A 23806-nucleotide genomic window follows, 5' to 3' on the forward strand; every position below is an offset into this window, starting at 1 on the left:
GTAAAATACAATAGTTAATGAGATGGAGTGTGAAGTATGGAAAAATTATTAGGAACTGAAACTGTAAAAAGAGGCATGGCTCAAATGCAAAAAGGCGGCGTTATTATGGATGTTGTCAACGCAGAGCAAGCAAGAGTAGCGGAAGCGGCAGGTGCTGTGGCTGTAATGGCATTGGAAAGAGTGCCTTCTGATATCCGCGCTGCGGGAGGGGTTGCAAGAATGGCAGACCCTCGAATTGTTGAAGAAGTAATGAATGCAGTATCCATCCCAGTAATGGCTAAAGCTCGTATTGGTCATATTGTGGAGGCAAGAGTATTAGAAGCTATGGGTGTTGACTACATTGACGAAAGTGAAGTATTAACGCCTGCAGACGAAGAGTTCCATTTATTGAAGAGTGATTTCACTGTACCGTTTGTTTGTGGCTGCCGTGATCTTGGAGAAGCTGCACGCCGTATTGGCGAGGGTGCAGCAATGCTGCGTACTAAAGGTGAGCCTGGTACAGGTAATATTGTGGAAGCGGTTCGACATATGCGTAAAGTAAATGCGCAGGTTCGCAAAATTTCTGTGATGAGTAATGATGAATTAATGACAGAAGCAAAAGTTCTTGGTGCGTCTTTTGAAATTTTAAAGCAAATTAAAGAACTAGGAAAGCTGCCAGTTGTTAACTTTGCTGCTGGTGGTATTGCTACTCCTGCTGATGCTGCATTAATGATGGAGCTTGGTGCTGATGGAGTGTTTGTTGGTTCAGGTATCTTTAAATCCGAAAATCCTGAAAAATTTGCAAGTGCCATTGTTCAAGCTACAACTTATTACACTGATTACGATTTAATTGGGAAGCTTTCTAAAGAGCTAGGAGCTGCAATGAAAGGAATTGATATTTCCAAGCTGTCTCTTGAAGACAGAATGCAGGAGCGTGGCTGGTAATATGACAACAATCGGGGTTTTAGGACTGCAGGGTGCCGTTGCGGAGCATGTAAAACAAATTGAAACCTTGGGATTAAAGGCTGTTGTTGTAAAGAAACCAGAACAGCTTGAACGAATTAATGGACTGATTCTCCCTGGCGGTGAGAGTACAACTATGCGAAATCTTATCGACCGCTACAATTTTTTCGATCCATTAAAAGAATTCTATACGGCCGGAAAACCCATTTTTGGAACTTGTGCTGGAATGGTATTAGTTGCGAAGAAACTTGTTGGTTCAGAGGAATCCCACCTGCAAATCATGGATATTACTGTAAAAAGAAATGCGTTTGGCCGGCAAGTTGCTAGCTTTGAAGCAAATCTTAATATAGCTGGTATTGACGATCCTTATAAGGCTGTTTTTATTCGTGCACCATTTATTGAAAGTACCGGTGAAAATGTAGAGGTTTTAGCAAAATATGATGAGAGAATTGTTGCGGCAAGAGAAGGGAATGTTCTTGCTTGTGCTTTCCATCCAGAGTTAACTTCTGATACTCGTTTTCTTCAAATATTCGTTAATATGGTAGAGAGTCAGAAGCAAAAAGAAGTACAAGTTGGATAAATTAAAGAGGACTCATTTCTTGAAAAACCGCTGACAGAGCGGGAACGTGAAATGTGTTAAGAATCGTAAAAAAAGACAATNNATTGTCTTTTTTTACGATTATTTTTTCAAATCTTCAATAGAATCGATTTCCATATAAGCGGGAACGACTAGCCCAATTTTTGTCCCTTCCATATTCGGACCTAAGTCTTCGAATTTGCCATCGAATTTTTCATTGTAATCAGCATGTGTGACAGGCAGCCAGGCAGCGACACTTGCGTCTAGGCTTCCGTCAGCAACACCAGCCCATAGTGGGCCTGCTTCGATTTGTCGAAGTGTGACTTCGTATCCGAGGTCTGTTAACACGGTTGAGATTACGTTAGTACTAGCAATTTCACTGTCCCAAGCTACATAACCAAGTGTAATTTTGTCACCATCTACCTTATCTACGCCTTCAGTCCATTCGCTCACTTTATCAGCATTTGCTTCAACCCAAGCTTTAGCAGCCTTTTCCGGATCTTCACCATCTGTTACTTTTACCATTACGTCAGCCATTTCTTCTGAAGTCCAATTGAATTGGTCAAGAAACTTGTAGGCTGATGGGTAATCATCAGCAAGCCCTAAACGTGCAATTGTATGAATATTCTCTTCGCCACCGTATACACCTTTAGGATCCTCTAAATATTTTAAATCAAATTTAGAGAATTTCCAATGTGGAGTCCAGCCAGTGATAATGATTGGCTCTTCCTTGGCATAGGCTTTTTTTAATGCAGCAGTCATTGCGGCACCTGAACCTTCAACGACATCCCAGTCATTTAGCTCATATTCCTTAACAGCAGCTTCTGTTGCTTTCATGATTCCAGCACCTGGATCAATCCCGATGATCTTGTAATCAACGCTGTCACCTACAGATTGATTAGAAGCTCCTTTTTCGGCCTTATCTCCGTTATTACCTGCTTCATCTGAACTGCAAGCAGCAAGTCCTAATGCGAGGACAGGAATCATTAGTGCAGACATCCATTTTTTCTTCATTACATATTTCCCCCTTGTTTTTTCATTCCTATATTTTGGGTAATCCGGTCGAGGATTATGGCAATAACCACGATCGCTAGACCAGCCTCAAAACCTTTACCGATTTGAATTTGTGTAACAGCACGATACACATCAGCACCTAGTCCTGGTGCACCTACCATCGATGCGATGACGACCATTGATAACGCAAGCATAATGCTTTGGTTAATCCCTGCCATAATCGTAGGCATGGCAAGCGGGAGCTGAACTTTGATGAGGCGCTGACTTGTCGTAGAGCCGAAGCTTTCAGTTGCTTCAATAATATCAGCAGGGACTTGTTGAATGCCGAGTATCGTTAATCTTATCGTTGGCGGCATAGCGAAAATAACGGATGCAACAACACCTGGAACAACACCAATATTAAAGAAGAAGATAGCCGGAATTAAATAGACGAAAGCAGGCATTGTTTGCATAAAATCTAACATCGGTGTAACAATCTTTTTCACCCGTTTACTTTGAGAAGCCCAAATTCCCGCAGGAACCCCGATTAGAACGGATAGAAATACAGCTGCTAATACTAACGCGAGTGTTTCAAGCATCGGTTCCCAGTAGCCTAAATTATAGATGAGGAACAAGCCAATAAAAGTAAACAGTGCCATTCCTTTTGATGATAGCTTCCAGGCTATTAATGCTAATAGAATCATAAATAGATAGAATGGAATAAAACTTAAGCCTGCAACTAGGCCATCAACAACACTTTCAAGGACTGTAGAAATGCCATCGAAGGCTACTTCGAAGGTAATTGTCAGCCAATCAACAAATTGATCCATCCATTTTGCAATCGGCAGTTTTGGCATTACGCTTTCCATTTGATCACCCCTTTATCGGTTTGACTTACAGCCGCTTCCTCTTTTGCTTTTTCAAAATCATTGATTACGTCATTATTCCCAGCTAGGGCGCCGATTACTGCACCACGGACAAGTATGCCTTGAAGGCGGTCATTTTCATCTACAACAGCAACTGGAATCGTTGCAGTCGATACTTTATCAAACAAGTTTGCTAATAATGTATCTCCTGCAACCTTTTGCACCTTTTTATCGAGGATGTTAAACAAGGTTTTACTATGCTCAGCAGCTGATTTTGCATCGGCTGCATGAATTACTCCAAGGAGAGATTTTTTCTTATCTACTGCGTATATACTAGAAATTCCGAGCTCCCTCATCATTTGCAAAGCAACTCGAGGACCTTTGTCGATTTGTACGGTTTCTGCTCTTTTCATAACATGGTTTGCAGTCAATACTTTAGACAAGTCTACATCTTCGACAAAGCGTTCAACATACTTGTTTGAAGGATTCATTAATATTTCTTCGGGAGTGCCGATTTGAACAATTTCCCCGTCTTTCATTAACGCAATGCGATCGCCGATTCTAAGGGCCTCATCTAAATCATGGGTAATAAATACAATCGTTTTTTCCATTTTTGATTGAAGCTCTGTTAATTCATCTTGCATGTCCTTCCGAATTAATGGATCCAATGCGCTAAAGGCTTCGTCCATTAATAAAATATCCGGATCGTTAGCGAGCGCTCTTGCTAACCCGACACGCAGCTGCATTCCCCCACTTAACTGATCAGGAAATTGGTTTTCATATCCTTCAAGATTTACAAGTTTTAAAGCAGTTAATGCCTTTTGTTTCCTTTGCTCCTTATTTACCCCTTGAATTTCTAAACCGTACTCCGTATTTTCTAGCACAGTCCGATGGGGTAATAAGGCAAATTTCTGAAAAACCATACTTATTTTTTTTCGGCGAACTTCCCTTAGCTCGTCTTTTTTCATTTTCGTAATATCTTTTCCGTCAATCAATACTTCGCCAACAGATGGGTCAATAAGCCGGTTAAGCATACGAACTAATGTGGATTTACCGCTTCCTGAAAGTCCCATAATGACAAAGATTTCTCCGGTATAAACATGAAAATTTGCCTTGTTTACACCTACTGTCGCACCGGTCTTTTTTAGAATTTCACTTTTGCTGTTTCCTTCATTTAGAAGCTGTAATGCTTTTCTTCCATTCCTTCCGAATATTTTTGTTACATTTCTCACACTTAATTTCGCGTTTTTATCACTCAAATCATTCACCTCGTTTATATTCACGCCGAGCATTAAGACTTTTTAATTGTATAAGTTTTAGCAACTAAAGGGCAAAGTCGATATTCTTTCATATTAATCCGTAAAGTTTGTACAGTTAAAACTGAACGTACTGTAATTAGCGTTTCCTTACAATCCCTTTCATTTACTGCCATTTCCATAATCAAAAGCAGCTTTACTTTCAAAAAAAACATGTTAATCTATAAAATGATCAGCCAATTTTCAAAAATAAGGTTTTTCAAATACAAATAAAATAAATTTACATTTATGGATGTGAATGTTTACATGAATGGAAAAGAACAGCTTGAGCACGCACGTGAGCGTGTTATTGAAACGATTGCTATGAATATGAACTTATACGGTGTTACCGATTCGGTTGGGCGATTATATGGAATGTTGTATTTTCACGATCAGCCATTGACTCTAGATGAAATGAAAGAAGAACTCGGTATGAGCAAAACAAGTATGAGTACTTCTGTAAGAACGCTGCTTGAGCTTAAGATGGTAGAAAAGATTTGGAAAAAGGGAATTAGAAAGGATCTATATCAAGCGGAGGAAGATTGGTATCAAACCTTCACCGACTTTTTTACGATTAAATGGAGGGCAGGAATTTCAATGAATGTGTCAGCCATGAAAAAATCATTAAGAGAGCTTGAGTCATTAGTTAACTCTGAGGAAACAGATGAGGAAATTCGTATGGCTGCCAGAATTGATATGGAGAAATTGAAGGATGCACTTCGCTATTATGAATGGCTAAATCGACTAGTTGACAGTTTTGATTCCGGGAAGATTTTTGATTTTATTCCTAAGGATGAAGAGAAATAAACAGAGAATGCAGAGGGTGACTCTTTAACTTTGAGTCATCCTTGTTTTTGTGGAGATAACCAATTGTAGTGGTTTGCTCAGGACATGCTTTTTTTTGTGCAGAATAAATGCAAGCCGCGAAATATATTAAATTTTGTCTAAATCTGTCTATTAACTAGGATTATCTTTTATTTTCTCCCGATTCTAGTTTTTTTTGATTTTGACAAAAAAAAATAAACGTGAATCAAACACAATATGTAGTAGTGCAAGAAATATTTTCACTACTATATATAGATTTATTTATTGATTTTAGATTTTTGATATGATACCTTAAGTGTATTAATAAAAACAACTAGAATCTGCCAAATCCTAGTTTCATATTAAAAAATTGAATATCATATTTTGAAGGAGTTGTAAAAATGTCTGTAGCATTAGGACAAAAAATGAGTTTAAATATTGATCGTTTAAACCAGGACATTCGATTATTTCCTCAAGTTCATCCTATCACCTCTGATATGAAAATGACCCACAAAGGGGTCTCCCGTTTAGTTATGCTTGATAGGTATACATTTAAGGATACGGAAAAAATCACCTTAACTAATGGGGACTTTGTCGTACTCACCATCAAAGAAGATCCAAAATTCCCTGCCAGAGGGCTCGGTTACATTGTAGATATTGATTGGGAAAACAAAGCTGCAACAGTTCTAGTGGAAGAAGACTATCGAGNNAAGTAAAAACAGGACTCATCAAGAAATCTCTAGATGTCATTGAAAAACCGCTAGAGCTTTTTTATGAGCAAATTGCGAAACGTAACGCAACTGGCTTAGCTTCTGTTGAGGCAACAGAAGAAAAAAGGCAAGAATGGTTCGAAAAGTTCTATCAAGAGCTTTCTAGCTTGAATTTTATTCCAGCTGGCCGTGTTCTTTACGGAGCGGGAGCGGATACGGATGTAACGTATTTTAATTGTTACGTTATGCCGTTTGTCGCTGATTCCCGTGAAGGCATTTCCGAGCACCGCAAGCAGGTGATGGAAATCATGAGCCGAGGAGGCGGGGTTGGAACGAATGGTTCAACATTAAGACCACGCAATACACTGGCAAAGGGCGTGAATGGTAAATCATCTGGGTCAGTATCTTGGCTGGATGATATTGCTAAACTGACGCATCTTGTAGAGCAAGGTGGGTCGCGACGCGGTGCGCAAATGATTATGCTGGCGGATTGGCATCCTGACATTATTGAATTTATCATTTCAAAAATGCAAAACCCAAGAATCTTAAGATTCCTTCTTGAAACGACAAATGATGAAATGATCAAAAAATATGCGAAAGAAAAACTGAAATTTACTCCTTTCACTGAGCAAGAGATTGCTATGTACCAAGGAATAATTAATTATAAAAATATTCCTGGATATGGTGGATTCAGCGAGAAAATTATTCATGATGCAGAAGATAAGCTTGAAATGGGCGGTAATTATTCTGTTCATAATTCTGAATTCCTTACAGGAGCCAACATTTCTGTATGTTTAACAAAGGAATTCATGGATGCGGTTGAGAATGATGCTGAATATGAACTTCGCTTCCCAGATGTAGAAGCTTATGATAAAGAGGAAATGAGCATTTATAATGAAGAATGGCATAAAGTTGGAGATGTTCGTGAATGGGAAAAGCTTGGTCATAAGGTACGAGTTTACCGCAAAATCAAAGCGAAAGAGCTTTGGAACTTAATTAATATTTGCGCTACTTACTCAGCAGAGCCAGGAATTTTCTTCATCGACAATGCTAACGACATGACGAATGCTAAAGCGTATGGACAGAAGGTAGTAGCAACAAACCCATGCGGAGAGCAGCCTCTCGCACCGTATAGTGTTTGTAATTTAGCCGCTGTCAATTTAGCTGAAATGGCGGATAAAGACAATAAAACAGTTAATTTTGAAAAGTTAAAGCGAACAGTCGAAGTTGGAGTCAGAATGCAGGATAATGTCATTAATGCCACGCCATACTTCTTAGAAGACAATAAAAAGCAAGCCCTTGGCGAGCGCCGTGTTGGTCTTGGTGTAATGGGTCTTCATGACTTATTAATTTATTGTGAGACTGAATATGGTTCTGAAAAAGGCAATGAGCTTGTCGATAAAGTATTCGAAACAATTGCGACAACAGCATACCGTGCTTCTGTAGAACTCGCAAAAGAAAAGGGAAGCTTCCCATTCTTAACTGCTGAAACAGAAAATGAAACAAATAGATTGCGAAAAGCCTTTACTGAGACAGGATTCATGCAGAAAATGCCTGAGGATATCCGAGAAGCTATCCTTGAAAATGGTATTCGTAATTCTCATTTGCTAACCGTTGCTCCTACGGGTAAACATGTTGCCCCCTACATTTGTAAAAACGTAGCGTAAACTTGGCTATATGCGGGAAACCCTGGCGTATCTTTTGCTACCTCGCCTTGCCAGCGAACAATTAGGTAAAAATGCAAAAGTGTTGACTCAATTGTCTACCAGGCAATCCGCAGGGAAGTCGTGGCTGACCCCTCAACGACTACATGCCGAGCAACCATTTCAAATGGTTGATGATATAGTCTGACCCATATGGCGACATATGGAGCAGGTAATAATAATCCTGCCCTCTAGAAATAGAGAGTAACAATTGTGAGCACAGGAACAATGGTTGGTGTATCAACAGGACTTGAACCTTACTTCTCATTCTCTTACTTCAGAAGCGGTCGTCTCGGAAAATTCATTGAAGTAAAAGCTGATATCGTTCAAGAGTATTTAGATAAAAACAGTCAAGCAGATCCAAATAATCTGCCAGATTGGTTTATAGCAGCGATGGATTTAGCACCTGAAGCACATGCGGATGTGCAATGTATTATCCAACGCTGGATTGATAGCTCTATTAGTAAAACCGTTAATGCACCAAAAGGCTACAGCGTAGAGCAGGTTGAAAAAGTGTATGAGCGCCTGTATCGCGGTGGAGCAAAAGGTGGAACTGTATACGTTGATGGTTCTCGTGATTCACAGGTTCTAACGTTGAAGGCTGAAGAAAACAGCTTTGAAGAAACGAGCTTCGGGAAAAAAGAAAAAACGAAGCAGCATGTTGTGCTTGTTGACACCATCAATGATCTTCGTTCAACAAACGTCATTGGCTCAGAAGTAGGAAACACTTGCCCAGTATGCCGTAAAGGTAATGTAGAAGAAATCGGTGGATGTAATACTTGTACGAACTGCAATGCCCAATTAAAGTGCGGTTTATAATAATAAATTAATGCAAATAAAGGATAAAAACTTATCTTAATGGGTTCCGGCCCAAAGGGGATAAGCCTTATATGGAATCAATTTCGGGGGTACAAATCGCATCAGATTTAGTACCTCCTTTTTTATGTCCTTTTTCAATTAACAGTGGCAATTGAAGAAATTAATGCGGACAATAAATCCGTTATTTTCATGAATAACGGCACGGGTGTCCTTTCATTTTTGATAGACAACTTGGTAGGCATTGTTTTATTATTTTCTCAACTGTCTGAAGCTTAATCCAATTTTTGCTTATTAATTGCTGGTATTTGAAAAATACATTTTGTCCCCCGTACTAATTTCATAAGCCATCGATTAAAAATGTATTAATACATCGACAGGGGTGGCTGCCATGTATATAGATGGTGTTTTTTCAGGAGGAGGCATTAAAGGTTTTGCGCTAATCGGTGCCTATGAAGAAATCGAAAAGAGGGGTTTCCGCTTTAAAAGACTGGCAGGTACAAGTGCCGGATCTATCATAGCGTCTTTAATTGCGGCTAATTATTCAAGTAAAGAGATTTACGAAATGCTTGATGAATTACAACTGAAAAAATTTCTTGATCCACGAAAGACGTATCTTCCTTTTGCCGTTACAAAATGGATTTTTCTTTTTTGGCGTCTAGGCTTATATAAAGGCGATGAGCTTGAGAAATGGTTGGCTGAAAAGCTTGCGGCCAAGGGAGTAAGGGATTTTTCGGATCTTCCTCCACAAGCGTTGCGTGTCATAGCGTCAGATTTAACGAATGGTCAACTTATCGTATTGCCTGATGACTTAATTAAGTATGGGATTGACCCGGGGGCATTTTCTGTTGCAAAAGCGATCCGCATGAGCTGCAGCCTTCCATATTTTTTCGAACCAGTAAAGCTATATACTAAACGTAACGCAAATATCATCGTGGATGGCGGTGTATTAAGCAACTTTCCAATGTTCTTATTTGATAATGATAATGTCAATAAAGTACGGCCAGTGTTAGGTGTTCAATTAAGCCATAGTATTAGTGAACATCCCCAGCATAAAATCCGAAATGCGATTCAAATGTTTGAAGCTTTGTTTGAGACAATGAAAGAGGCTCATGACTCTCGATATATTTCTAGAAAACATGCTAGTAATATTATTTTTATCCCGACAGAAGGAGTATTAACGACTGAATTTCATTTAACCCCTGAGAAAAAGCAACAACTTGTTGATTTAGGTAAAAAGTGTACAAAGCAATTCTTCTCACAATGGAGTTATTAGTAAAATAAAAAGATCGAGCCAGTTAAAGCGAAGCTCGATCTTTCTTTTTGCCTTTTTTTCCTTCAATAACAGTTAAATGTGTTGAAGATTTTTTTCTAGTCCTTTTAATGGAAGTTAAAGAACCGGAGTTTGCCTTGCGGCTGCTGCTACCCTTTCCAGCATCGGGCTTATGAAAACGTTTCTTTGATTTCTTTGCTGCTCGAATAAATGCTCGCTGCTCTTGTTTCTTAGGGCTAGCTCTATTAAAACGTTGAAAGATGTAAAACACGATAGCACCAACTAATAAAATGACAGCTATTCTCCGCAAAAAACCGGCAGGATCTGTAATCATGCTGGTTGTTATTCCTAAAACAGCTAGGAGAACGAGACCAGAGATAATCAATAGTGTAATCCGATTTTTCAAGAAAGCCACCTCCCTATGAGCATGATGAGCATTTTTCCATTCTTTTAAACTTACGAAAATTAAAAAATTAAACGATTTCTTCTGTTTTTAATTGTGCTTCTGAAGCCTTTTCTTTTTCTAATAATTTTTCAAACGATAAAATCGCTACCTCTACTTGATCGTCTTTTGGCTCCTTTGTTGTGAGAAGCTGCAGCCAAAGACCTGGAATTCCCAAATATTTCAATACTGGGACATTTCTGACTTTGTTCGTCAATTGCAGAACCTCGAATGAAATGCCGAGTACTACAGGAATAAGAGCAAGACGGTTGAGGACACGTACATATAATGGTTCAGTTGGTACGAGTAAATATACAAAAACCCCAATAATAACTGTGAATAATATGAAGCTGCTTCCACAGCGGTAATGCAGTCTTGATTGGGCTTGAACATTTTCAACTGTTAGCTCTTTTCCGTTTTCAAAAGCATTAATTACTTTATGCTCTGCACCATGGTATTGAAACACCCTTTTGATGATAGGGGTTAATGACACAAAGTATATATAGGCAAGCAGTAACAGCAGTTTAAAAAAGCCTTCTACTAGGATTTGAGCAAAATGTCCGGGGAAAATAGGCTTAGTCAACTCTGCTAAGAAAACAGGAACAAGAGTAAAGATAAACTTTCCGAAAAGAAAGGAAAGAACACCAACCGCGGCTACACCTAGCCACATAGTTAATTTAGAGCCTTCTTGTTCATTCAATTTTTCATCATCGCTTGGATCCAAATCATATCTTTCAGTTGAAAAGTTTAAATGCTTGGAGCCATTTGCGCTTGCCTCAATAATGGCAACAATCCCTCGAAGAAATGGGATTTTTTTGATTAATTGTAAGGAAGAATTCGATTTGCGGGGAAGCTCGAAATATTCTATAGAGTCGTCTTTGCGACGGACAGCAGTGACATAATGATGCTTTCCACCAAACATGACTCCTTCTACAACTGCTTGACCTCCGTATACAGGCTTTTGATTTTTTGACATGTGTAATTGCACCAACCTAATTTGAACTCGGAATTTAACAGCTAAATAAACAAGGGTGCATTTCAAAATCACCTTATTAGTTCAAAACATAAAGTATGCTTGAAAAACCTTGTTCAAAATGTGAATACGTCTAAAGCTGTATGTACCTATCTTTATTCTACTAGAAATCCAAAAAAACCTCTAGGAATGACTAAATATTTGATCTTAAATAATTTAACTTTTTTAGGAAGATATATTTAATCAAGCAGGGAGCCTTAATTCATTTTGACATGCAAGTGAATAATGGCATAGGGACATAATATAAATGGAGGTGGAAAATATGGCAGAAGATAAACAAACTGATCAAAATCAAAGTGAAAAGCCGATGTCTTTCTTGACGATGGTTATATTAACAGGACTAATTGGAGGGATACTTTGGAGCGGGATTGGTTATTTTGTTCACTTTATTAATTTAACAGAAATACACCCGAAGGTCATATTAGATCCATGGACAATTGGAGATTGGAAGGATAGCTGGCTCGGAACAGTCATTTCCCTTCTGATAATAGGTGTGATCTCTATTGTAGCAGCACTTATCTATTATGCCCTGCTAAGAAGGATGCCTAGTATTTGGGTAGGGGTTTTTTATGGAATTGTTCTTTTTCTGCTAGTTTTTTTTGTGCTAAATCCTATTTTTCCTGGGATAAGCCCTTTCCATGAACTTAAGAGGAATACGATTATTACATCTATATGTTTATATGTATTATATGGTGTATTTGTCGGATATTCGATATCTTATGAAGAGGGCGAAGTGAAATATAAAGAAAGCAGGGAAAATGAGGCGAAATCCTAATGGCTATCATCCTATATGAAAAGGTGAATGATTAAACGAATTTGGTTTTTCATGGTAGTTAAAATAAATTCAATTGTGATAGAATGTTCTTGGTGAATTATTCAGCTGTACATTTACTATTAGAAAATAGGGATATTCAGCTTACTTAGGGGGAGAAGAAAAAATGGAAAAGCTTCAGAAACTTCGATCGGTTCTCGAACGATTAGGCATTGATGGTATGCTGATCACAAGTGAGTATAATCGCCGATATATGACAAACTTTACCGGTTCTGCAGGTGTAGTCCTGATCAGCGGGGAAAATGCACAATTCATTACTGATTTCCGTTATATTGAGCAGGCTTCTGCGGAATGTGAAGGCTATGAAATTGTAAAACATGCAGGCTCCATCCCTGATGAGGTAGCTGAACAAGCAAAGAAACTAGGCATTAAAAAGCTTGGCTTTGAACAGGACCATTTAACTTTTTCTGCTTACAAAGCATATGAAAAGGCAGTAGATACAGAATTAGTACCTGTATCTGGCGAAATTGAAAAGTTACGCTTGATTAAGAGTGAGGCAGAGATTAAGATATTAAAGGCAGCAGCTGATATAGCGGATGCTGCATATAAACATATTCTTGAATTCATTCGTCCCGGTATAACGGAGCTTGATGTGTCGAATGAATTAGAGTTCTTTATGAGAAAAGCTGGCGCTGCTTCATCTTCTTTTGATATTATCGTTGCTTCCGGCTACCGATCTGCACTTCCGCATGGACGAGCTAGTGACAAAGTAATTGAAAAAGGCGATTTCGTTACATTAGATTTTGGTGCTTATTATAATGGATATATTTCAGATATCACTCGAACTCTAGCAGTTGGAGAGCCTGACGCCAAGCTTAAAGAGATTTATGATATTGTTCTTCAAGCACAATTACGAGGTATGAATGGCATTAAGCCTGGAATGAGCGGAAAAGAAGCAGATGCTCTTACACGCGATTATATTACTGAAAAGGGTTACGGGGAAAACTTCGGTCACTCCACTGGCCATGGGATTGGACTGGAAGTTCATGAAGGACCAACACTTTCCTTTAAATCAGATGTTATTCTAGAACCTGGTATGGTCGTAACTGTGGAGCCGGGCATATATATCCCTGGACTTGGCGGAGTTCGGATTGAAGACGATACGGTTATTACAAAAGACCATAATGAATCGCTCACTCATTCAACAAAAGAACTAATCATTTTATAATGTAAATAGCTTTAAAGTACGCCCTTTTTGGCGAATGAGCTAGCAAAGACATGTTAGACAATTAGGAGGATTTTTTAATGATTTCTGTTAATGATTTTCGTACAGGCTTAACGATCGAGGTAGATAACGGAATTTGGCGTGTAATGGATTTCCAACACGTAAAACCAGGGAAAGGTGCAGCTTTCGTACGTTCAAAACTGCGTAATCTTCGTAATGGAAATGTTCAGGAAAAAACGTTCCGTGCGGGTGAAAAAGTTGCAAAAGCACAAATTGATAATAGAAAAATGCAATACCTATATGCTAATGGGGACCAGCATGTTTTTATGGACAATGAATCATATGATCAAATTGAATTACCGGCATCTGCCATTGAGTATGAATTGAAATTTCTTAAAGAAAACATGGAAGTTCATATTTTGATGTATAATACTGAAACTTTAGGAGTGGAGCTTCCAAATACAGTTGAGTTGGAAGTAATCGAGACAGAGCCAGGTATTAAAGGGGATACAGCTTCTGGCGGTTCTAAGCCGGCGAAGCTTGAAACGGGCCTTATCGTTCAAGTGCCTTTCTTCATCAACCAAGGTGATAAATTAATTATCAATACAGATGAAGGCTCATACGTATCTAGGGCGTAAATAAATGAATCTGAAAGGGGTCATTCCTATTAATGGCCCTATGCTGTAAATGATTTCCACTTGAAGTTTTCGTCCATATTACGTATTATAAGTATATAGAAGCTGCGTTGTACGCTTGTATATGAAGTTTTCAACCTTTATATTTTTTAAGGGAGTTCAATACCATTACTTGAAAAACATGCCTCCAATGAGAGGACGTTTTGGCAGTAATTGCGGACACCCACCTGGAGGAGCAGGTATGAAACTCCATATAAATCGGCGGCAAAGGCGGCTATACATATGGATACTTAAGCAATAACCACTCGGTTATTGCTTTTTTATGTTTATGGAAGGTAAGAATATTCAGCTAAAATCTCACTGCTCATTTCTAATGTGCCTGGCTGAATTGCCGTGGCAACTTCACTTTTAACGAAAGCGGCTGTATGAATCGGAAAAGGTTCTCCGCGCTGCAGCCCCATTTCCGTTATTAAAATAGGGGTATTATTCAGTTGAACTCCTAAGGTTTTTGCAATCGCTTCAGCCTTTTGAAAAGAATTGATAACAGCAATAGCTAATGCCTGTTGTTCATATTGGATTGGATTACTTACAGAAAATTTAATGCCTGTGATAATATTGGCTCCATTTTTTACTGCCGTATCAACGACTAATCCCGCCTTCTCCATATCACCAATCGTAATAAGCAGGAGATGTTCTACTCTGTAACCTCTGAAGGTTTGTTTACCTTCTATATAATCATATTGTGGAAAAATGGAATAATTCACCGTTCGTATTTGCTCATCGTGAATGCCTATTGAATTTATGGCGGTTTTTATGTTACCTATTGTGGCAGCATTATCGTTTTGAGCTTTCTCTAATTGAATATCTTCTGTCGAAACACCTAATGTGATTTCTGCTCGATTTGGCGCCGCAGTTACCTTTCCTATGCCGGAAACTCTGATGATATTTTTCTTTCTTCCACCGGCAGGAGGTGTTCTAAAGGATGGCTGTTGATAATACATCATTTTTTCCCTCGCTTTCCGTATATTGGGATTTGTAAATATATACGGCTATAGGAAATAGAACATTCGAACAATATTTTTTACTCACCATTCATATCCCATTAATTCAGCAATTTTCTTAGGGATATCCGTATTATCTAGCACACCATTAAAAACCTCTGCACCCTTTCCAAATGCAAATAGCGGGACTGGATTGGCGGTATGACCTCCTGTGGAACTTATGGACCGTATGGATGAGTCAACGATTCCCGCATGGTAATGTTTAGCTATTATACTTCCTAATACCCAAGCTGCCTGATGCTGAGGATAAACAACTCCTTGTACATTCCTTACCCTATCATTCAACTGAGTAATTTCATTAGCAGTTAATTCGATATTTGCATATTTTTTTACCGTGTTTTGAACACTATTCGCTTCAAACTCCAATGAATTAGTTTTTCTGATAAACTTACTAACCATATATTCAGGTGTGGCCTTCACTTCTTTAAGCCCTTCAATGTTTAGCGGCTCTGTCGCAGAAATACCCATTGTTTCATGGTCAGCAACAACGAGGACGAGTGTGTTTCCTTCCTTTCTTGCCCAATTCACGGCATATTTCACAGCATCGTCAAATTCAATGACTTCCTTCCAGACACTTGTTAAATCTGCTGCATGTGAGGCATGATCAATGCGTGCTCCTTCAGACATTAGAAAAAAACCCTTTTCTTCTTTAGCTAAAAATTCAATCGCTTTTGCAGTCATTTCTTTTAAGTTTGGTTCTTGGCTGGTTAAAAATTTTCGATCTAATTTAAAACTCATATAAGAAGGATTGAATAAACCAAGCATTCTCATGCCTTTCGCTGCTAATAATTCATCACGATTAGAAACAAAAGTATACCCTTCATGAATAGCCTCTTTTATCAAATCCCTTCCATTTTGGTGGTCTGCCCGAAAGAAATCAGCCCCTCCACCTAACAAAACATCTACTTCATTTTTAAGCTGCTGGTGAGCAATCTCATCTTGGCCAGTCCAACGGTTTTTGACACTGGCAGTAAACGCTGCTGGTGTTGCATCTGTAACTGTATTAGTAGAGATCACACCTGTTTTCTTTCCATGATTCTTAAATACATCAAGAATACTGTCAGATTCATTCCCATTTGCTGTTACACCGATCATTCCATTATTTGTCTTTTTCCCAATAGCTAAAGCGGTTCCCCCGGCAGCCGAATCAGTAACGGCATTATTATATGAAGACGTATGGACAAGAGAAACAAATGGAAGGGATTCAAGAAAAAGCCGACCGTCTTTCCCATATTCCATTTGTCTGGCAACCTCAATTTGCCCTATCCCCATCCCATCCCCAATTAAGAAAATGACATTTTTTGGGGCGGAATCTATTTCCCTGACTATAGGATGCTCACTTCTTCCTGCATAACTATTAGAGTGAAAACTCAGTCCGATCACGATAATAGTTAGAAAAAGGCTAAATATATTTTTTCTCATTATTCTTTTGTCTCCTTTTGGATCATTTCTTTTATTTTTTGTGAAATCAGCACTTAATACTCAGATAAAAAGATTAAATAAAGTACAACACATTAAATCAAAGTCATAATGTTTCAACGCAGGCATACATTTTAAATAGAAACATGCTAGTCCAAATAGAAAAGCGGAGAGCACCCGCTAAGTAGGAACGCAGACTAAAAACGCCACGTCCTGTGGCAACGTCTGCATAACCCGCATCCTGCCGGCCTCAAGCATAAGACAAGCCAGCGAGAAGGTTGTCCTTTAACCTTCTTGATGGATTGGCTTATGACCTCGAGCCGATGGTGCTCGAAGCTAGACAGGATAAGTGGAGAGCATCCGACTAGGAAAAGCCATATAGGAGGATCAGCGCATTGGAAACGATTCTAGCTTTTTTACCGAAAAATATTTCTGAAAAAATGATGCATATTTCACCTCCACATTTAAATGAATTGGAAGAGATACGTGTACGAATTAATCGCCCGCTTGAATTAACGATTAAAGGAAAACCACAATTTCTGCCCTATGTTGTAAAGCAAGAGGATGCCCTGAATTTGTTAAATAAGATTAGCCATTTTTCTATTTATACCCTTGAGGAAGAATTACGCAGGGGTTATATCACGATTGAGGGCGGACATCGGGTCGGTTTAGCGGGAAAAGTCATCCTAGAGAATGGGAGTGTAAAGGCTATAAGAGATATTTCTTCCTTTAATATCCGTATTGCAAGAGAACAAATTGGGATAGCAGATAAATTGATTACGAACTTGCTAGAAAATGGCTCTTGGCTTCATACGATGATCATTGGACCGCCGCAAACGGGAAAAACAACATTGCTTCGTGATATTGCAAGAATTATTTCAAGCGGCGACAAAAATAATCGGTTTGCAGCCTACAAGGTTGGAATTATTGATGAGCGATCTGAAATTGCCGGAAGCGTGAATGGCATTCCTCAAATGACATTCGGTCCGCGAATAGACGTTTTGGATGCTTGCCCAAAAGTGGAGGGCATGATGATGATGATTCGTTCAATGAGTCCTGAAGTACTCATCGTTGATGAAATCGGGAGAAAAGAAGATGCAGAAGCAATCATGGAGGCTGTGAATGCAGGAATTAAGCTCATCATGACTACACACGGTAACTCATTAGAAGAAATACGAAAGAGGCCCACGATGAGGCCTGTCCTAGAGATGGGAATATTTCAGCGGTTTATTGAGTTAAATAGAAAAAATGGCCCTGGAACTGTAGCTGGCTTAAAGGATGGGAATGGAAAAGGGATTATAAATGAAGTGAGAGTGACCTAAATGATGAAATTAATTGGTGCCGTCTTGATTATCGTTGCCACGACATGGGCGGGTTTTGAAGCATCTAGGCATCTGCATGAACGGCCTCGCCAGCTTAGGCAGTTGAAATCAGCCTTACAGTCTTTAGAAGCTGAAATTATGTATGGGCATACTCCATTGCATGAAGCGGCAAGGAGACTCTCGGTTCAATCGGCAAAGCCATTATCCTGGTTCTTTGAAAATTTCGCAATAAAACTTACAAATACTGAAACAACGGTAAGGGATGCATGGGAACAAAGCTTAAAGGAAATTTGGAAGAAGACCGCTTTGAAACAAGGCGAATTTGAAATAATGAAACAATTTGGAGAAACATTAGGCCGCCATGATCGAAAGTCGCAGCAAAAGCAAATCATGCTGACATTATCACACTTAGAACGAGAAGAGAATGATGCCTACGACAAACAAGCTAAATATGAAAAGATGGTGAAAAGTCTAGGATTTCTATCAGGATTGTTATTAATCATTTTATTAATGTAAATGACGGAAACACGTACTTGGAGCGAAGCATGCTGCTTGATTTTCATAGGAGGGAAAAGGATGGGCCTTGAGGTTGATATTATTTTCAAAATTGCGGGTGTGGGAATTGTTGTCGCTTTTCTGCATACCATTCTCGATCAAGTTGGAAAAAAGGAATATGCCCAGTGGGTGACACTGTTTGGATTTATTTATATTTTGTTCATGGTTGCCTCCATTGTAGATGACCTATTTCAGAAAATTAAATCGGTGTTTTTATTTCAGGGCTAAGGGAGGTCTTTGCCATTGAAATTATGCAAATAGTCGGAGTCGCACTTGTAGCAACCTTTCTTGCATTAATTGTAAAGGAACAAAAGCCAAACTTTGCTTTTTTGCTCATTGTATTTGTTGGCTGTGCGATTTTTCTTTTTTTAGTCGATCAAATCTATGCCATTATTCACATGATTGAAAGAATTGCAGTCAATGCAAAAGTGAACATGATCTATATTGAAACGATCTTAAAAATTATAGGCATCGCCTATATTGCTGAATTTGCGGCTCAAATTACAAAGGATGCAGGCCAAGGAGCAATTGCTTCAAAAATTGAACTAGGAGGAAAAATTCTTATTCTGGCAATGGCAATCCCGATATTAACTGTCATGATTGAAACGATTATTAAAATGATACCTAGCTAAATAGATGTGCGGCATTTTTCTTAAATGAGGTGTAACGGATGGAGCAACGGCTGCAGAAAATTTTATTTCTCAATCTACTATTCTTCTTTTTACTAATACCAAGTGTACAAGCCTCTCCGCAAACAGAAGAAGTAAATAAAACAGTAAGTCCGCAAGCACTTGTTAATGCTCAGCTGGATTCTCTCAATATAGATGAATTAAAAAGTTTTTGGGAAAAAATCAGCAGTGAGTATGGAGGTTTTTTGCCTGAAAGCCAAAAAGGAAGTCTATATGAATTTCTAAAAGGAGACAAGAAATTTTCCTTTAAAGACTGGTCATCAGGGTTCTTGAAATTTATTTTCCATGAATTTATTGTCAATGGAAAACTATTAGGATCACTAATATTACTAACAATATTCAGTATGTTTCTGCAATCTCTGCAAAACTCCTTTGAAAAGAGCACGGTTAGCAAGGCTGCTTATGCAATCGTATTTATGGTTCTAATCATCTTGGCATTAAACAGTTTCCATATAGCCATTAGCTATACTCAGGAAGCAATTGATACGATGATTTCCTTTATACTTGCGCTTATTCCTTTATTGCTCGCATTAATCGCCTCGTCGGGAGGGCTTGTATCCGCTGCATTTTTCCATCCAGTCATTCTATTTTTAATGAATATCAGCGGTTTATTAATCCAATATGTTGTATTGCCTTTACTGTTCCTATCGGCATTGCTCAGTATAGTCAGTGTCATGTCTGATCACTACAAGGTCACTCAGCTCGCAAATTTATTGCGAAATTGGAGTATTGCCCTGCTTGGTCTGTTTTTAACAGTATTCTTGGGCGTTATTTCGGTTCAAGGAGCATCTGCTGCTGTAACAGATGGTGTGGCAATTAGGACGGCTAAATTTATTACCGGCAATTTCATACCGGTGATCGGCAGAATGTTTACGGATGCTACAGATACTGTCATTAGTGCCTCTGTCTTACTTAAAAATACAGTAGGAATTGCTGGAGTTGCCATCCTAATTCTAATTGCCGCATTTCCCGCAATCAAAATTCTCATGATTGCGTTTATATATAAATTTGCGGCTGCTATTTTACAGCCTTTAGGCGGCGGGCCTATTATCTCCTGCCTTGACATAATCAGTAAAAGTGTCATCTATGTTTTTGCTGCACTAGCCGTTGTTTCCCTCATGTTCTTTTTAAGTATCACTGTAATCATTGCAGCTGGAAACTTGACGATGATGGTCAGGTAGGGGGTAAGCGAAATGGAATTTATTAAAGAATGGATTACAAATATTATTTTATTTGTCTTATTAGCCACAGTGATCGATATGCTGCTTCCAAATTCAAATCTGCAAAAGTATACAAAAATGGTGACAGGGCTTTTACTGATTGCCGTTATATTAACACCAGTTTTAAAGCTCATTTCAAATGATTTCGAAAAAGTGCTTGCTTCTGTACCAGCTATAGAAGGGCCGGGAGAAAAAAACTTAGAAAATTCAATTGAAATGAAGAAAAGAGAAATACAAGCCTGGCAAGACGCATATATTCTAGAAGACATGGCTGTCCAATTAGAAAAGCTAGTGGAAGAGGAGCTGATGGCACAGTATCAATTAGAAATTTCAAGAATTGATGTTGAAGTTAATGAAAAAGCCGATAACACTTTCCCGGAAAACCTTCAAAAAGTAACAGTGCGTTTGAAGGCTAAAGACGAGAAAAAGGAAGCTGTTGAAGTTGTTAAAAAAGTTGAAATCAATACGCGGGAATCTCTTCCTTCGAACAGTCCAAGCAGCGGAACTGAAAAAATTACCTTACTATTAGCAGAAAAATGGAATGTGAATGAAGAAAAAATTGAAGTTCGAGTAGAAGGAGGGAAGTTAAAAAAGGATGGATAAAGATAAAGGGCCTTTTACATTATTGAAAAAATGGCTTTCTAAAGACGATCAGCCTGATAAAAAGCCTGGGAAGTATCAATATTTGCTTCTTGTCCTTCTCTTTGGGGCAGCCATTATGTTAATTAGCAATATGTTCTTTAATGATAAGTCTTCAAATGCAAACATACCTGTCATGAATAATCAGCAGGAAGCGAAAGAGGAAGAGGATGTACCAGCATTTGGCCAGAAGCAGAAGGCAGGCAATGACATGATTGCTGCTTATGAAAGGTCATATGAAGCCCAGTTGAAGGAAGCACTCGATGCCATCATTGGTGTAGAGGATGCGACTGTAGTTGTTAACGTTGATGCGACTGAAGCGAAGATTCTCGAGAAGAACAGAACTAGCAAGACTCAAGTTACAGACGAAACCGACCGTGAAGGCGGCAAGAGAAATGTCGAGGATATTTCAAATGAAGAGCAGCTAGTCATTACAAGAAGAGGAGAAGAAGAGGTTCCAATTGTAATAGAAACAAAGAAACCTAAAATTAGAGGGGTTCTGGTCGTTGCAAAAGGGGCTGATAATATACAAGTTAAAAAATGGATTATAGAAGCAGTAACCCGTGTCTTGGATGTACCTAGCCACAGAGTTGCGGTAATGCCCAAAAAAACTAAGGGGGATTCATGATGTTATTAAAAAAACAAACAGTATGGTTATTAACGATGTTGAGCTTAGTCGTAGTATTGTCGGTGTATTATATTACCTCACCTGAGCAAAATGTCCAGAATTTGGCCAATACGCCTGAAAAAGCTGATCAGTCAAACGAAACAGCAGCAACAGAGAATTTAGACGATAGCCAAGTCATTACCAATGCATCTGGTGATGAAATGTTTGAAGCTTTACGCCTGAAGCTTAATGATGAGCGCAGTAAAATGATTGAAGAGTTATCAGCTAAGATGGGCAATACCGAGCTTCCTGCCGAGGAAATCAGCGCGGCAAAAGATCAGATTGACCAGCTTGATGCCCTTGCTAAAAAAGAAGAAATGCTAGAAATGTTAATTCGCTCAATGAACTACGAAGATGTACTAGTACGTGCAGAGGGGAAAAATGTCCGTGTGACTGTAAAAGCGAAGGAACTTTCCCGTTCAGCTGCAAACGATATTATTCGTGAAGTAAATAACGAAATTGGCGGTCTTCAAGCAGTTACAGTTGAGTTTAAAGCTCCAAAGTAAATAACGTTGATAGATGCAAAAATAGCGGAACCCATGGGGCGCCGCTATTTTTCCTGTAGCTTAATTAACTCTTCCATTGAATTATTTGCATTTGCTGCAGCATGAACTAAATGCTCATGGTGTTGTGTCTGTAAACCGACTGTTGCGGAAAGCTCTTGTAAGGCTGAACAAGTTTGTTCAATCACAGCACTAAACTCGTTAACAGACTTACTGATAGACTTAGAAGATTCATTAATATCTTTTGTAAGGGAATCATAATTTGAAATATCCTCTTTTAGATGACTAAATTTTTGATGCACATCGAGAAATGCGCCATGGGTTTCATCTGAAAGTGTAAGATTACTGCTGACTTTATTTCCTGCTAATTGAACATTATTTTTCGTTTCATCTGTATTCATCATAATTCTATTAAGATTGTCTGTTATTTGTTTAGCTGTTTTTCCAGTTGTATCGGCTAGCTTCCTTACTTCCTCAGCTACGACAGCGAAGCCCTTTCCACTCTCCCCAGCCCTTGCTGCTTCTATGGATGCATTGAGTGCCAATAGGTTCGTTTGCTCTGCTATTGCACGAATGCTGGCTGAAAAATGGGAAGTTTCATTCACAAGGTCCGCTAGTGAAGAAATCTCATTATACACTTTATGCATCTCATTATAGGAGTGCTCTAAATCTTTTCTTAAATGATGAACGAGAGACCGTCCCTTTTCTGTAATTTGCTCAGCTTCAATAGAATCATTATGAAGTTTTTCTATAAGCATACTTGCACGATCTGTTAGACCATTAGCACGGTCAAGAGAATGGGTAATGTCAAGGACAGTATCAGTTTGGAATTGAATGCCAGAGGAAATTTCTGCAATAGAATGGCTCATCTCTACTGCTGCCTCATAATTTTCCTTACTCATTTGTTTCACATTTTCAATCATGGAAAAGAGGTCTGTTGAACTGTTTTGGACTGTCTTTTTCATTTTAATATTATTTTCTAATAATAATTGTGTCTCGATTTGTGCCGAAACTATATGTTCCGATAGTTTATTAGATAAGGTTAGCTGGAAAAAAAGCAGAATAGTTACAAGAAAATAGAGTAAATAAATAGTTACATAATTTTTCATTTCAAGTGGCAGTTGACCGTGGTGTAAATAAGTGAAAACCGTTATCACCGCCAATCCTAGAATAAAAGCAAGCAAAAGGATAATTCGCTGCATATAAATAGCGGCCATGGCAACAACTAAATAAATTAAAAAATAGGCTGTCGGGGATACACTATTTTCCATTATGACAAATATAACGATTGAAACTATTAGAATAGATAAATATGGAATGAGGGATATTCCTTTTTTAAAATAATGCATGGAAGAAACGATCCCGACTCCTGCTCCACCGGCGATAATAATGGAAAGAATGACTGCCAAATCCTTCTTCATCACAATATCGACAATGGCAGCAAGAACGACACATACTAAGGCTGCTTTGATAATTAAGGAATTTTTTCGAATCAAATTTTCTCTTTTTATATCATGTATCGAACTCATTTTCTATCTGCTCCTCTATTCCTAGTTCATTTGAATTATTATTTCGCTATTTTATTTGAAATTCCTCTGAGGAAATTCACGAATTTTTAACATATCGCTAGAAAATATGGAAAAAA

23 protein-coding genes, 1 other RNA gene and 2 pseudogenes are annotated in these 23806 nt (G+C 38.5%); 18 read left to right on the plus strand and 8 right to left on the minus strand.

Annotation, left to right across the window (positions count from 1 at the left end; genetic code table 11):
* The first annotated feature begins 36 nt into the window (after nucleotides 1-36).
* Together pdxS and pdxT are read left to right on the plus strand one after the other, a co-directional pair.
* Nucleotides 37-924 carry a pyridoxal 5'-phosphate synthase lyase subunit PdxS gene (gene pdxS, locus V7149_RS02520; protein WP_335344091.1) on the plus strand — a complete coding sequence of 296 codons (888 nt, stop codon included), beginning with the start codon at nucleotides 37-39 and terminating at the stop codon, nucleotides 922-924.
* A 1-nt stretch (nucleotide 925) separates the two neighbouring features.
* Nucleotides 926-1522: a pyridoxal 5'-phosphate synthase glutaminase subunit PdxT gene (gene pdxT, locus V7149_RS02525; RefSeq protein WP_335344092.1), complete on the plus strand. Its 597-nt coding sequence runs from the start codon at nucleotides 926-928 to the stop codon at nucleotides 1520-1522.
* Nucleotides 1523-1621: 99 nt separating this feature from the next.
* Here the strand turns inward: pdxT and V7149_RS02530 are convergent, their stop codons facing one another.
* From V7149_RS02530 to V7149_RS02540, 3 genes are read right to left on the minus strand one after another with little or no spacing between them, the layout of a single operon-like run.
* Entirely contained in the window at nucleotides 1622-2533 is a 912-nt protein-coding gene (locus V7149_RS02530) for a glycine betaine ABC transporter substrate-binding protein (protein WP_335344093.1), read from the minus strand.
* Complete coding sequence (locus V7149_RS02535; protein WP_335344094.1) at nucleotides 2533-3381, minus strand: ABC transporter permease; 849 nt, start codon at nucleotides 3379-3381, stop codon at nucleotides 2533-2535. Before V7149_RS02535 ends, V7149_RS02530 begins: the two co-directional genes overlap by 1 nt.
* Nucleotides 3369-4670 (minus strand): quaternary amine ABC transporter ATP-binding protein, encoded by a 1302-nt coding sequence (locus V7149_RS02540; protein ID WP_335344095.1) that lies wholly within the window; start codon nucleotides 4668-4670, stop codon nucleotides 3369-3371. The genes V7149_RS02535 and V7149_RS02540 overlap by 13 nt, the downstream gene beginning before the upstream one ends.
* Before the next feature lie 270 nt (nucleotides 4671-4940).
* On the opposite strand from V7149_RS02540, the gene V7149_RS02545 reads away from it, so the two are divergent.
* The 4 genes and pseudogenes from V7149_RS02545 (at nucleotide 4941) to V7149_RS02560 (ending at nucleotide 9982) form a co-directional block, all read left to right on the plus strand.
* Nucleotides 4941-5480: a GbsR/MarR family transcriptional regulator gene (locus tag V7149_RS02545; RefSeq protein ID WP_335344096.1), complete on the plus strand. Its 540-nt coding sequence runs from the start codon at nucleotides 4941-4943 to the stop codon at nucleotides 5478-5480.
* 398 nt (nucleotides 5481-5878) lie between these two features.
* Nucleotides 5879-7815, plus strand: a pseudogene (locus V7149_RS02550) (vitamin B12-dependent ribonucleotide reductase); the annotation flags it as partial.
* Nucleotides 7816-8106: 291 nt separating this feature from the next.
* A pseudogene (locus tag V7149_RS02555) lies at nucleotides 8107-8709 on the plus strand (hypothetical protein); the annotation flags it as partial.
* Between the two features lie 388 nt (nucleotides 8710-9097).
* The gene (locus V7149_RS02560; RefSeq protein WP_335344097.1) at nucleotides 9098-9982 is read left to right on the plus strand and encodes a patatin-like phospholipase family protein; all 885 of its coding nucleotides are present in this window, start codon (nucleotides 9098-9100) and stop codon (nucleotides 9980-9982) included.
* Nucleotides 9983-10004: 22 nt separating this feature from the next.
* Here the strand turns inward: V7149_RS02560 and V7149_RS02565 are convergent, their stop codons facing one another.
* Both V7149_RS02565 and V7149_RS02570 read right to left on the minus strand, forming a co-directional pair.
* Nucleotides 10005-10385, minus strand: coding sequence for an SA1362 family protein (locus V7149_RS02565; protein WP_438824077.1), 381 nt, complete (start codon nucleotides 10383-10385; stop codon nucleotides 10005-10007).
* Nucleotides 10386-10452: 67 nt separating this feature from the next.
* Nucleotides 10453-11397, minus strand: a complete 945-nt coding sequence (locus V7149_RS02570; protein ID WP_335344099.1) for a DUF1385 domain-containing protein — start codon at nucleotides 11395-11397, stop codon at nucleotides 10453-10455.
* 319 nt (nucleotides 11398-11716) lie between these two features.
* Between V7149_RS02570 and V7149_RS02575 the strand changes: the two genes are divergently transcribed.
* The 4 genes from V7149_RS02575 (at nucleotide 11717) to ssrS (ending at nucleotide 14367) form a co-directional block, all read left to right on the plus strand.
* Nucleotides 11717-12229 (plus strand): YqhR family membrane protein, encoded by a 513-nt coding sequence (locus V7149_RS02575; RefSeq protein ID WP_335344100.1) that lies wholly within the window; start codon nucleotides 11717-11719, stop codon nucleotides 12227-12229.
* A 163-nt stretch (nucleotides 12230-12392) separates the two neighbouring features.
* Complete coding sequence (locus V7149_RS02580) at nucleotides 12393-13454, plus strand: M24 family metallopeptidase (protein WP_335344101.1); 1062 nt, start codon at nucleotides 12393-12395, stop codon at nucleotides 13452-13454.
* A gap of 77 nt (nucleotides 13455-13531) precedes the next feature.
* Nucleotides 13532-14089, plus strand: a complete 558-nt coding sequence (gene efp, locus V7149_RS02585) for an elongation factor P (RefSeq protein ID WP_335344102.1) — start codon at nucleotides 13532-13534, stop codon at nucleotides 14087-14089.
* A gap of 96 nt (nucleotides 14090-14185) precedes the next feature.
* Nucleotides 14186-14367, plus strand: a non-coding RNA gene (ssrS, locus tag V7149_RS02590) — 6S RNA.
* Between the two features lie 45 nt (nucleotides 14368-14412).
* Here ssrS and V7149_RS02595 read toward each other — a convergent pair.
* Entirely contained in the window at nucleotides 14413-15090 is a 678-nt protein-coding gene (locus V7149_RS02595) for an SIMPL domain-containing protein (protein ID WP_335344103.1), read from the minus strand.
* A gap of 81 nt (nucleotides 15091-15171) precedes the next feature.
* Entirely contained in the window at nucleotides 15172-16569 is a 1398-nt protein-coding gene (locus tag V7149_RS02600) for an alkaline phosphatase (RefSeq protein WP_335344104.1), read from the minus strand.
* A gap of 392 nt (nucleotides 16570-16961) precedes the next feature.
* Here V7149_RS02600 and spoIIIAA point away from each other — a divergent pair, with 392 nt between their 5' ends.
* Genes spoIIIAA through V7149_RS02640 form a run of 8 tightly spaced genes read left to right on the plus strand, consistent with a single transcriptional unit; the run spans nucleotide 16962 to nucleotide 22164 of the window.
* Entirely contained in the window at nucleotides 16962-17888 is a 927-nt protein-coding gene (gene spoIIIAA / locus V7149_RS02605; protein WP_335344105.1) for a stage III sporulation protein AA, read from the plus strand.
* Nucleotides 17889-18404 (plus strand): stage III sporulation protein SpoIIIAB, encoded by a 516-nt coding sequence (spoIIIAB, locus tag V7149_RS02610; RefSeq protein WP_335344106.1) that lies wholly within the window; start codon nucleotides 17889-17891, stop codon nucleotides 18402-18404. It abuts the gene before it with no gap.
* Nucleotides 18405-18464: 60 nt separating this feature from the next.
* On the plus strand, nucleotides 18465-18671 hold the full coding sequence (spoIIIAC, locus tag V7149_RS02615; RefSeq protein WP_009794945.1) for a stage III sporulation protein AC: 207 nt from the start codon (nucleotides 18465-18467) through the stop codon (nucleotides 18669-18671).
* Nucleotides 18672-18694: 23 nt separating this feature from the next.
* Nucleotides 18695-19075: a stage III sporulation protein AD gene (gene spoIIIAD / locus V7149_RS02620; RefSeq protein WP_335344107.1), complete on the plus strand. Its 381-nt coding sequence runs from the start codon at nucleotides 18695-18697 to the stop codon at nucleotides 19073-19075.
* A 38-nt stretch (nucleotides 19076-19113) separates the two neighbouring features.
* Nucleotides 19114-20313 carry a stage III sporulation protein AE gene (spoIIIAE, locus tag V7149_RS02625; RefSeq protein ID WP_335344108.1) on the plus strand — a complete coding sequence of 400 codons (1200 nt, stop codon included), beginning with the start codon at nucleotides 19114-19116 and terminating at the stop codon, nucleotides 20311-20313.
* 12 nt (nucleotides 20314-20325) lie between these two features.
* On the plus strand, nucleotides 20326-20955 hold the full coding sequence (gene spoIIIAF, locus V7149_RS02630) for a stage III sporulation protein AF (protein WP_335344109.1): 630 nt from the start codon (nucleotides 20326-20328) through the stop codon (nucleotides 20953-20955).
* The gene (spoIIIAG, locus tag V7149_RS02635; RefSeq protein WP_335344110.1) at nucleotides 20948-21619 is read left to right on the plus strand and encodes a stage III sporulation protein AG; all 672 of its coding nucleotides are present in this window, start codon (nucleotides 20948-20950) and stop codon (nucleotides 21617-21619) included. The genes spoIIIAF and spoIIIAG overlap by 8 nt, the downstream gene beginning before the upstream one ends.
* Nucleotides 21616-22164: a SpoIIIAH-like family protein gene (locus V7149_RS02640; RefSeq protein ID WP_335344111.1), complete on the plus strand. Its 549-nt coding sequence runs from the start codon at nucleotides 21616-21618 to the stop codon at nucleotides 22162-22164. The genes spoIIIAG and V7149_RS02640 overlap by 4 nt, the downstream gene beginning before the upstream one ends.
* 44 nt (nucleotides 22165-22208) lie before the next feature.
* Here V7149_RS02640 and V7149_RS02645 read toward each other — a convergent pair whose 3' ends face one another.
* On the minus strand, nucleotides 22209-23690 hold the full coding sequence (locus V7149_RS02645; RefSeq protein ID WP_335344112.1) for a methyl-accepting chemotaxis protein: 1482 nt from the start codon (nucleotides 23688-23690) through the stop codon (nucleotides 22209-22211).
* Nucleotides 23691-23806: the final 116 nt, after the last annotated feature.

It is taken from the genome of Bacillus sp. JJ1503 (assembly GCF_036965125.1).
Taxonomy (GTDB): domain Bacteria; phylum Bacillota; class Bacilli; order Bacillales; family Cytobacillaceae; genus Cytobacillus.

What these genes read in the sequence shown, in the direction of transcription:
- V7149_RS02640 (WP_335344111.1), top strand. Translation starts at nt 21,616, where the DNA reads ATGATGTTATTAAAAAAACAAACAGTATGGTTATTAACGATGTTGAGC.
- spoIIIAB (WP_335344106.1), top strand. Translation starts at nt 17,889, where the DNA reads ATGATGAAATTAATTGGTGCCGTCTTGATTATCGTTGCCACGACATGG.
- efp (WP_335344102.1), top strand. Translation starts at nt 13,532, where the DNA reads ATGATTTCTGTTAATGATTTTCGTACAGGCTTAACGATCGAGGTAGAT.
- spoIIIAE (WP_335344108.1), top strand. Translation starts at nt 19,114, where the DNA reads ATGGAGCAACGGCTGCAGAAAATTTTATTTCTCAATCTACTATTCTTC.
- spoIIIAD (WP_335344107.1), top strand. Translation starts at nt 18,695, where the DNA reads ATGCAAATAGTCGGAGTCGCACTTGTAGCAACCTTTCTTGCATTAATT.
- V7149_RS02575 (WP_335344100.1), top strand. Translation starts at nt 11,717, where the DNA reads ATGGCAGAAGATAAACAAACTGATCAAAATCAAAGTGAAAAGCCGATG.
- V7149_RS02580 (WP_335344101.1), top strand. Translation starts at nt 12,393, where the DNA reads ATGGAAAAGCTTCAGAAACTTCGATCGGTTCTCGAACGATTAGGCATT.
- V7149_RS02545 (WP_335344096.1), top strand. Translation starts at nt 4,941, where the DNA reads ATGAATGGAAAAGAACAGCTTGAGCACGCACGTGAGCGTGTTATTGAA.
- pdxT (WP_335344092.1), top strand. Translation starts at nt 926, where the DNA reads ATGACAACAATCGGGGTTTTAGGACTGCAGGGTGCCGTTGCGGAGCAT.
- V7149_RS02570 (WP_335344099.1), bottom strand. Translation starts at nt 11,397, where the DNA reads ATGTCAAAAAATCAAAAGCCTGTATACGGAGGTCAAGCAGTTGTAGAA.
- V7149_RS02560 (WP_335344097.1), top strand. Translation starts at nt 9,098, where the DNA reads ATGTATATAGATGGTGTTTTTTCAGGAGGAGGCATTAAAGGTTTTGCG.
- V7149_RS02645 (WP_335344112.1), bottom strand. Translation starts at nt 23,690, where the DNA reads ATGAGTTCGATACATGATATAAAAAGAGAAAATTTGATTCGAAAAAAT.
- V7149_RS02595 (WP_335344103.1), bottom strand. Translation starts at nt 15,090, where the DNA reads ATGATGTATTATCAACAGCCATCCTTTAGAACACCTCCTGCCGGTGGA.
- spoIIIAF (WP_335344109.1), top strand. Translation starts at nt 20,326, where the DNA reads ATGGAATTTATTAAAGAATGGATTACAAATATTATTTTATTTGTCTTA.
- V7149_RS02535 (WP_335344094.1), bottom strand. Translation starts at nt 3,381, where the DNA reads ATGGAAAGCGTAATGCCAAAACTGCCGATTGCAAAATGGATGGATCAA.
- spoIIIAG (WP_335344110.1), top strand. Translation starts at nt 20,948, where the DNA reads ATGGATAAAGATAAAGGGCCTTTTACATTATTGAAAAAATGGCTTTCT.
- V7149_RS02530 (WP_335344093.1), bottom strand. Translation starts at nt 2,533, where the DNA reads ATGAAGAAAAAATGGATGTCTGCACTAATGATTCCTGTCCTCGCATTA.
- pdxS (WP_335344091.1), top strand. Translation starts at nt 37, where the DNA reads ATGGAAAAATTATTAGGAACTGAAACTGTAAAAAGAGGCATGGCTCAA.
- V7149_RS02540 (WP_335344095.1), bottom strand. Translation starts at nt 4,670, where the DNA reads ATGCTCGGCGTGAATATAAACGAGGTGAATGATTTGAGTGATAAAAAC.
- V7149_RS02600 (WP_335344104.1), bottom strand. Translation starts at nt 16,569, where the DNA reads ATGAGAAAAAATATATTTAGCCTTTTTCTAACTATTATCGTGATCGGA.
- spoIIIAC (WP_009794945.1), top strand. Translation starts at nt 18,465, where the DNA reads ATGGGCCTTGAGGTTGATATTATTTTCAAAATTGCGGGTGTGGGAATT.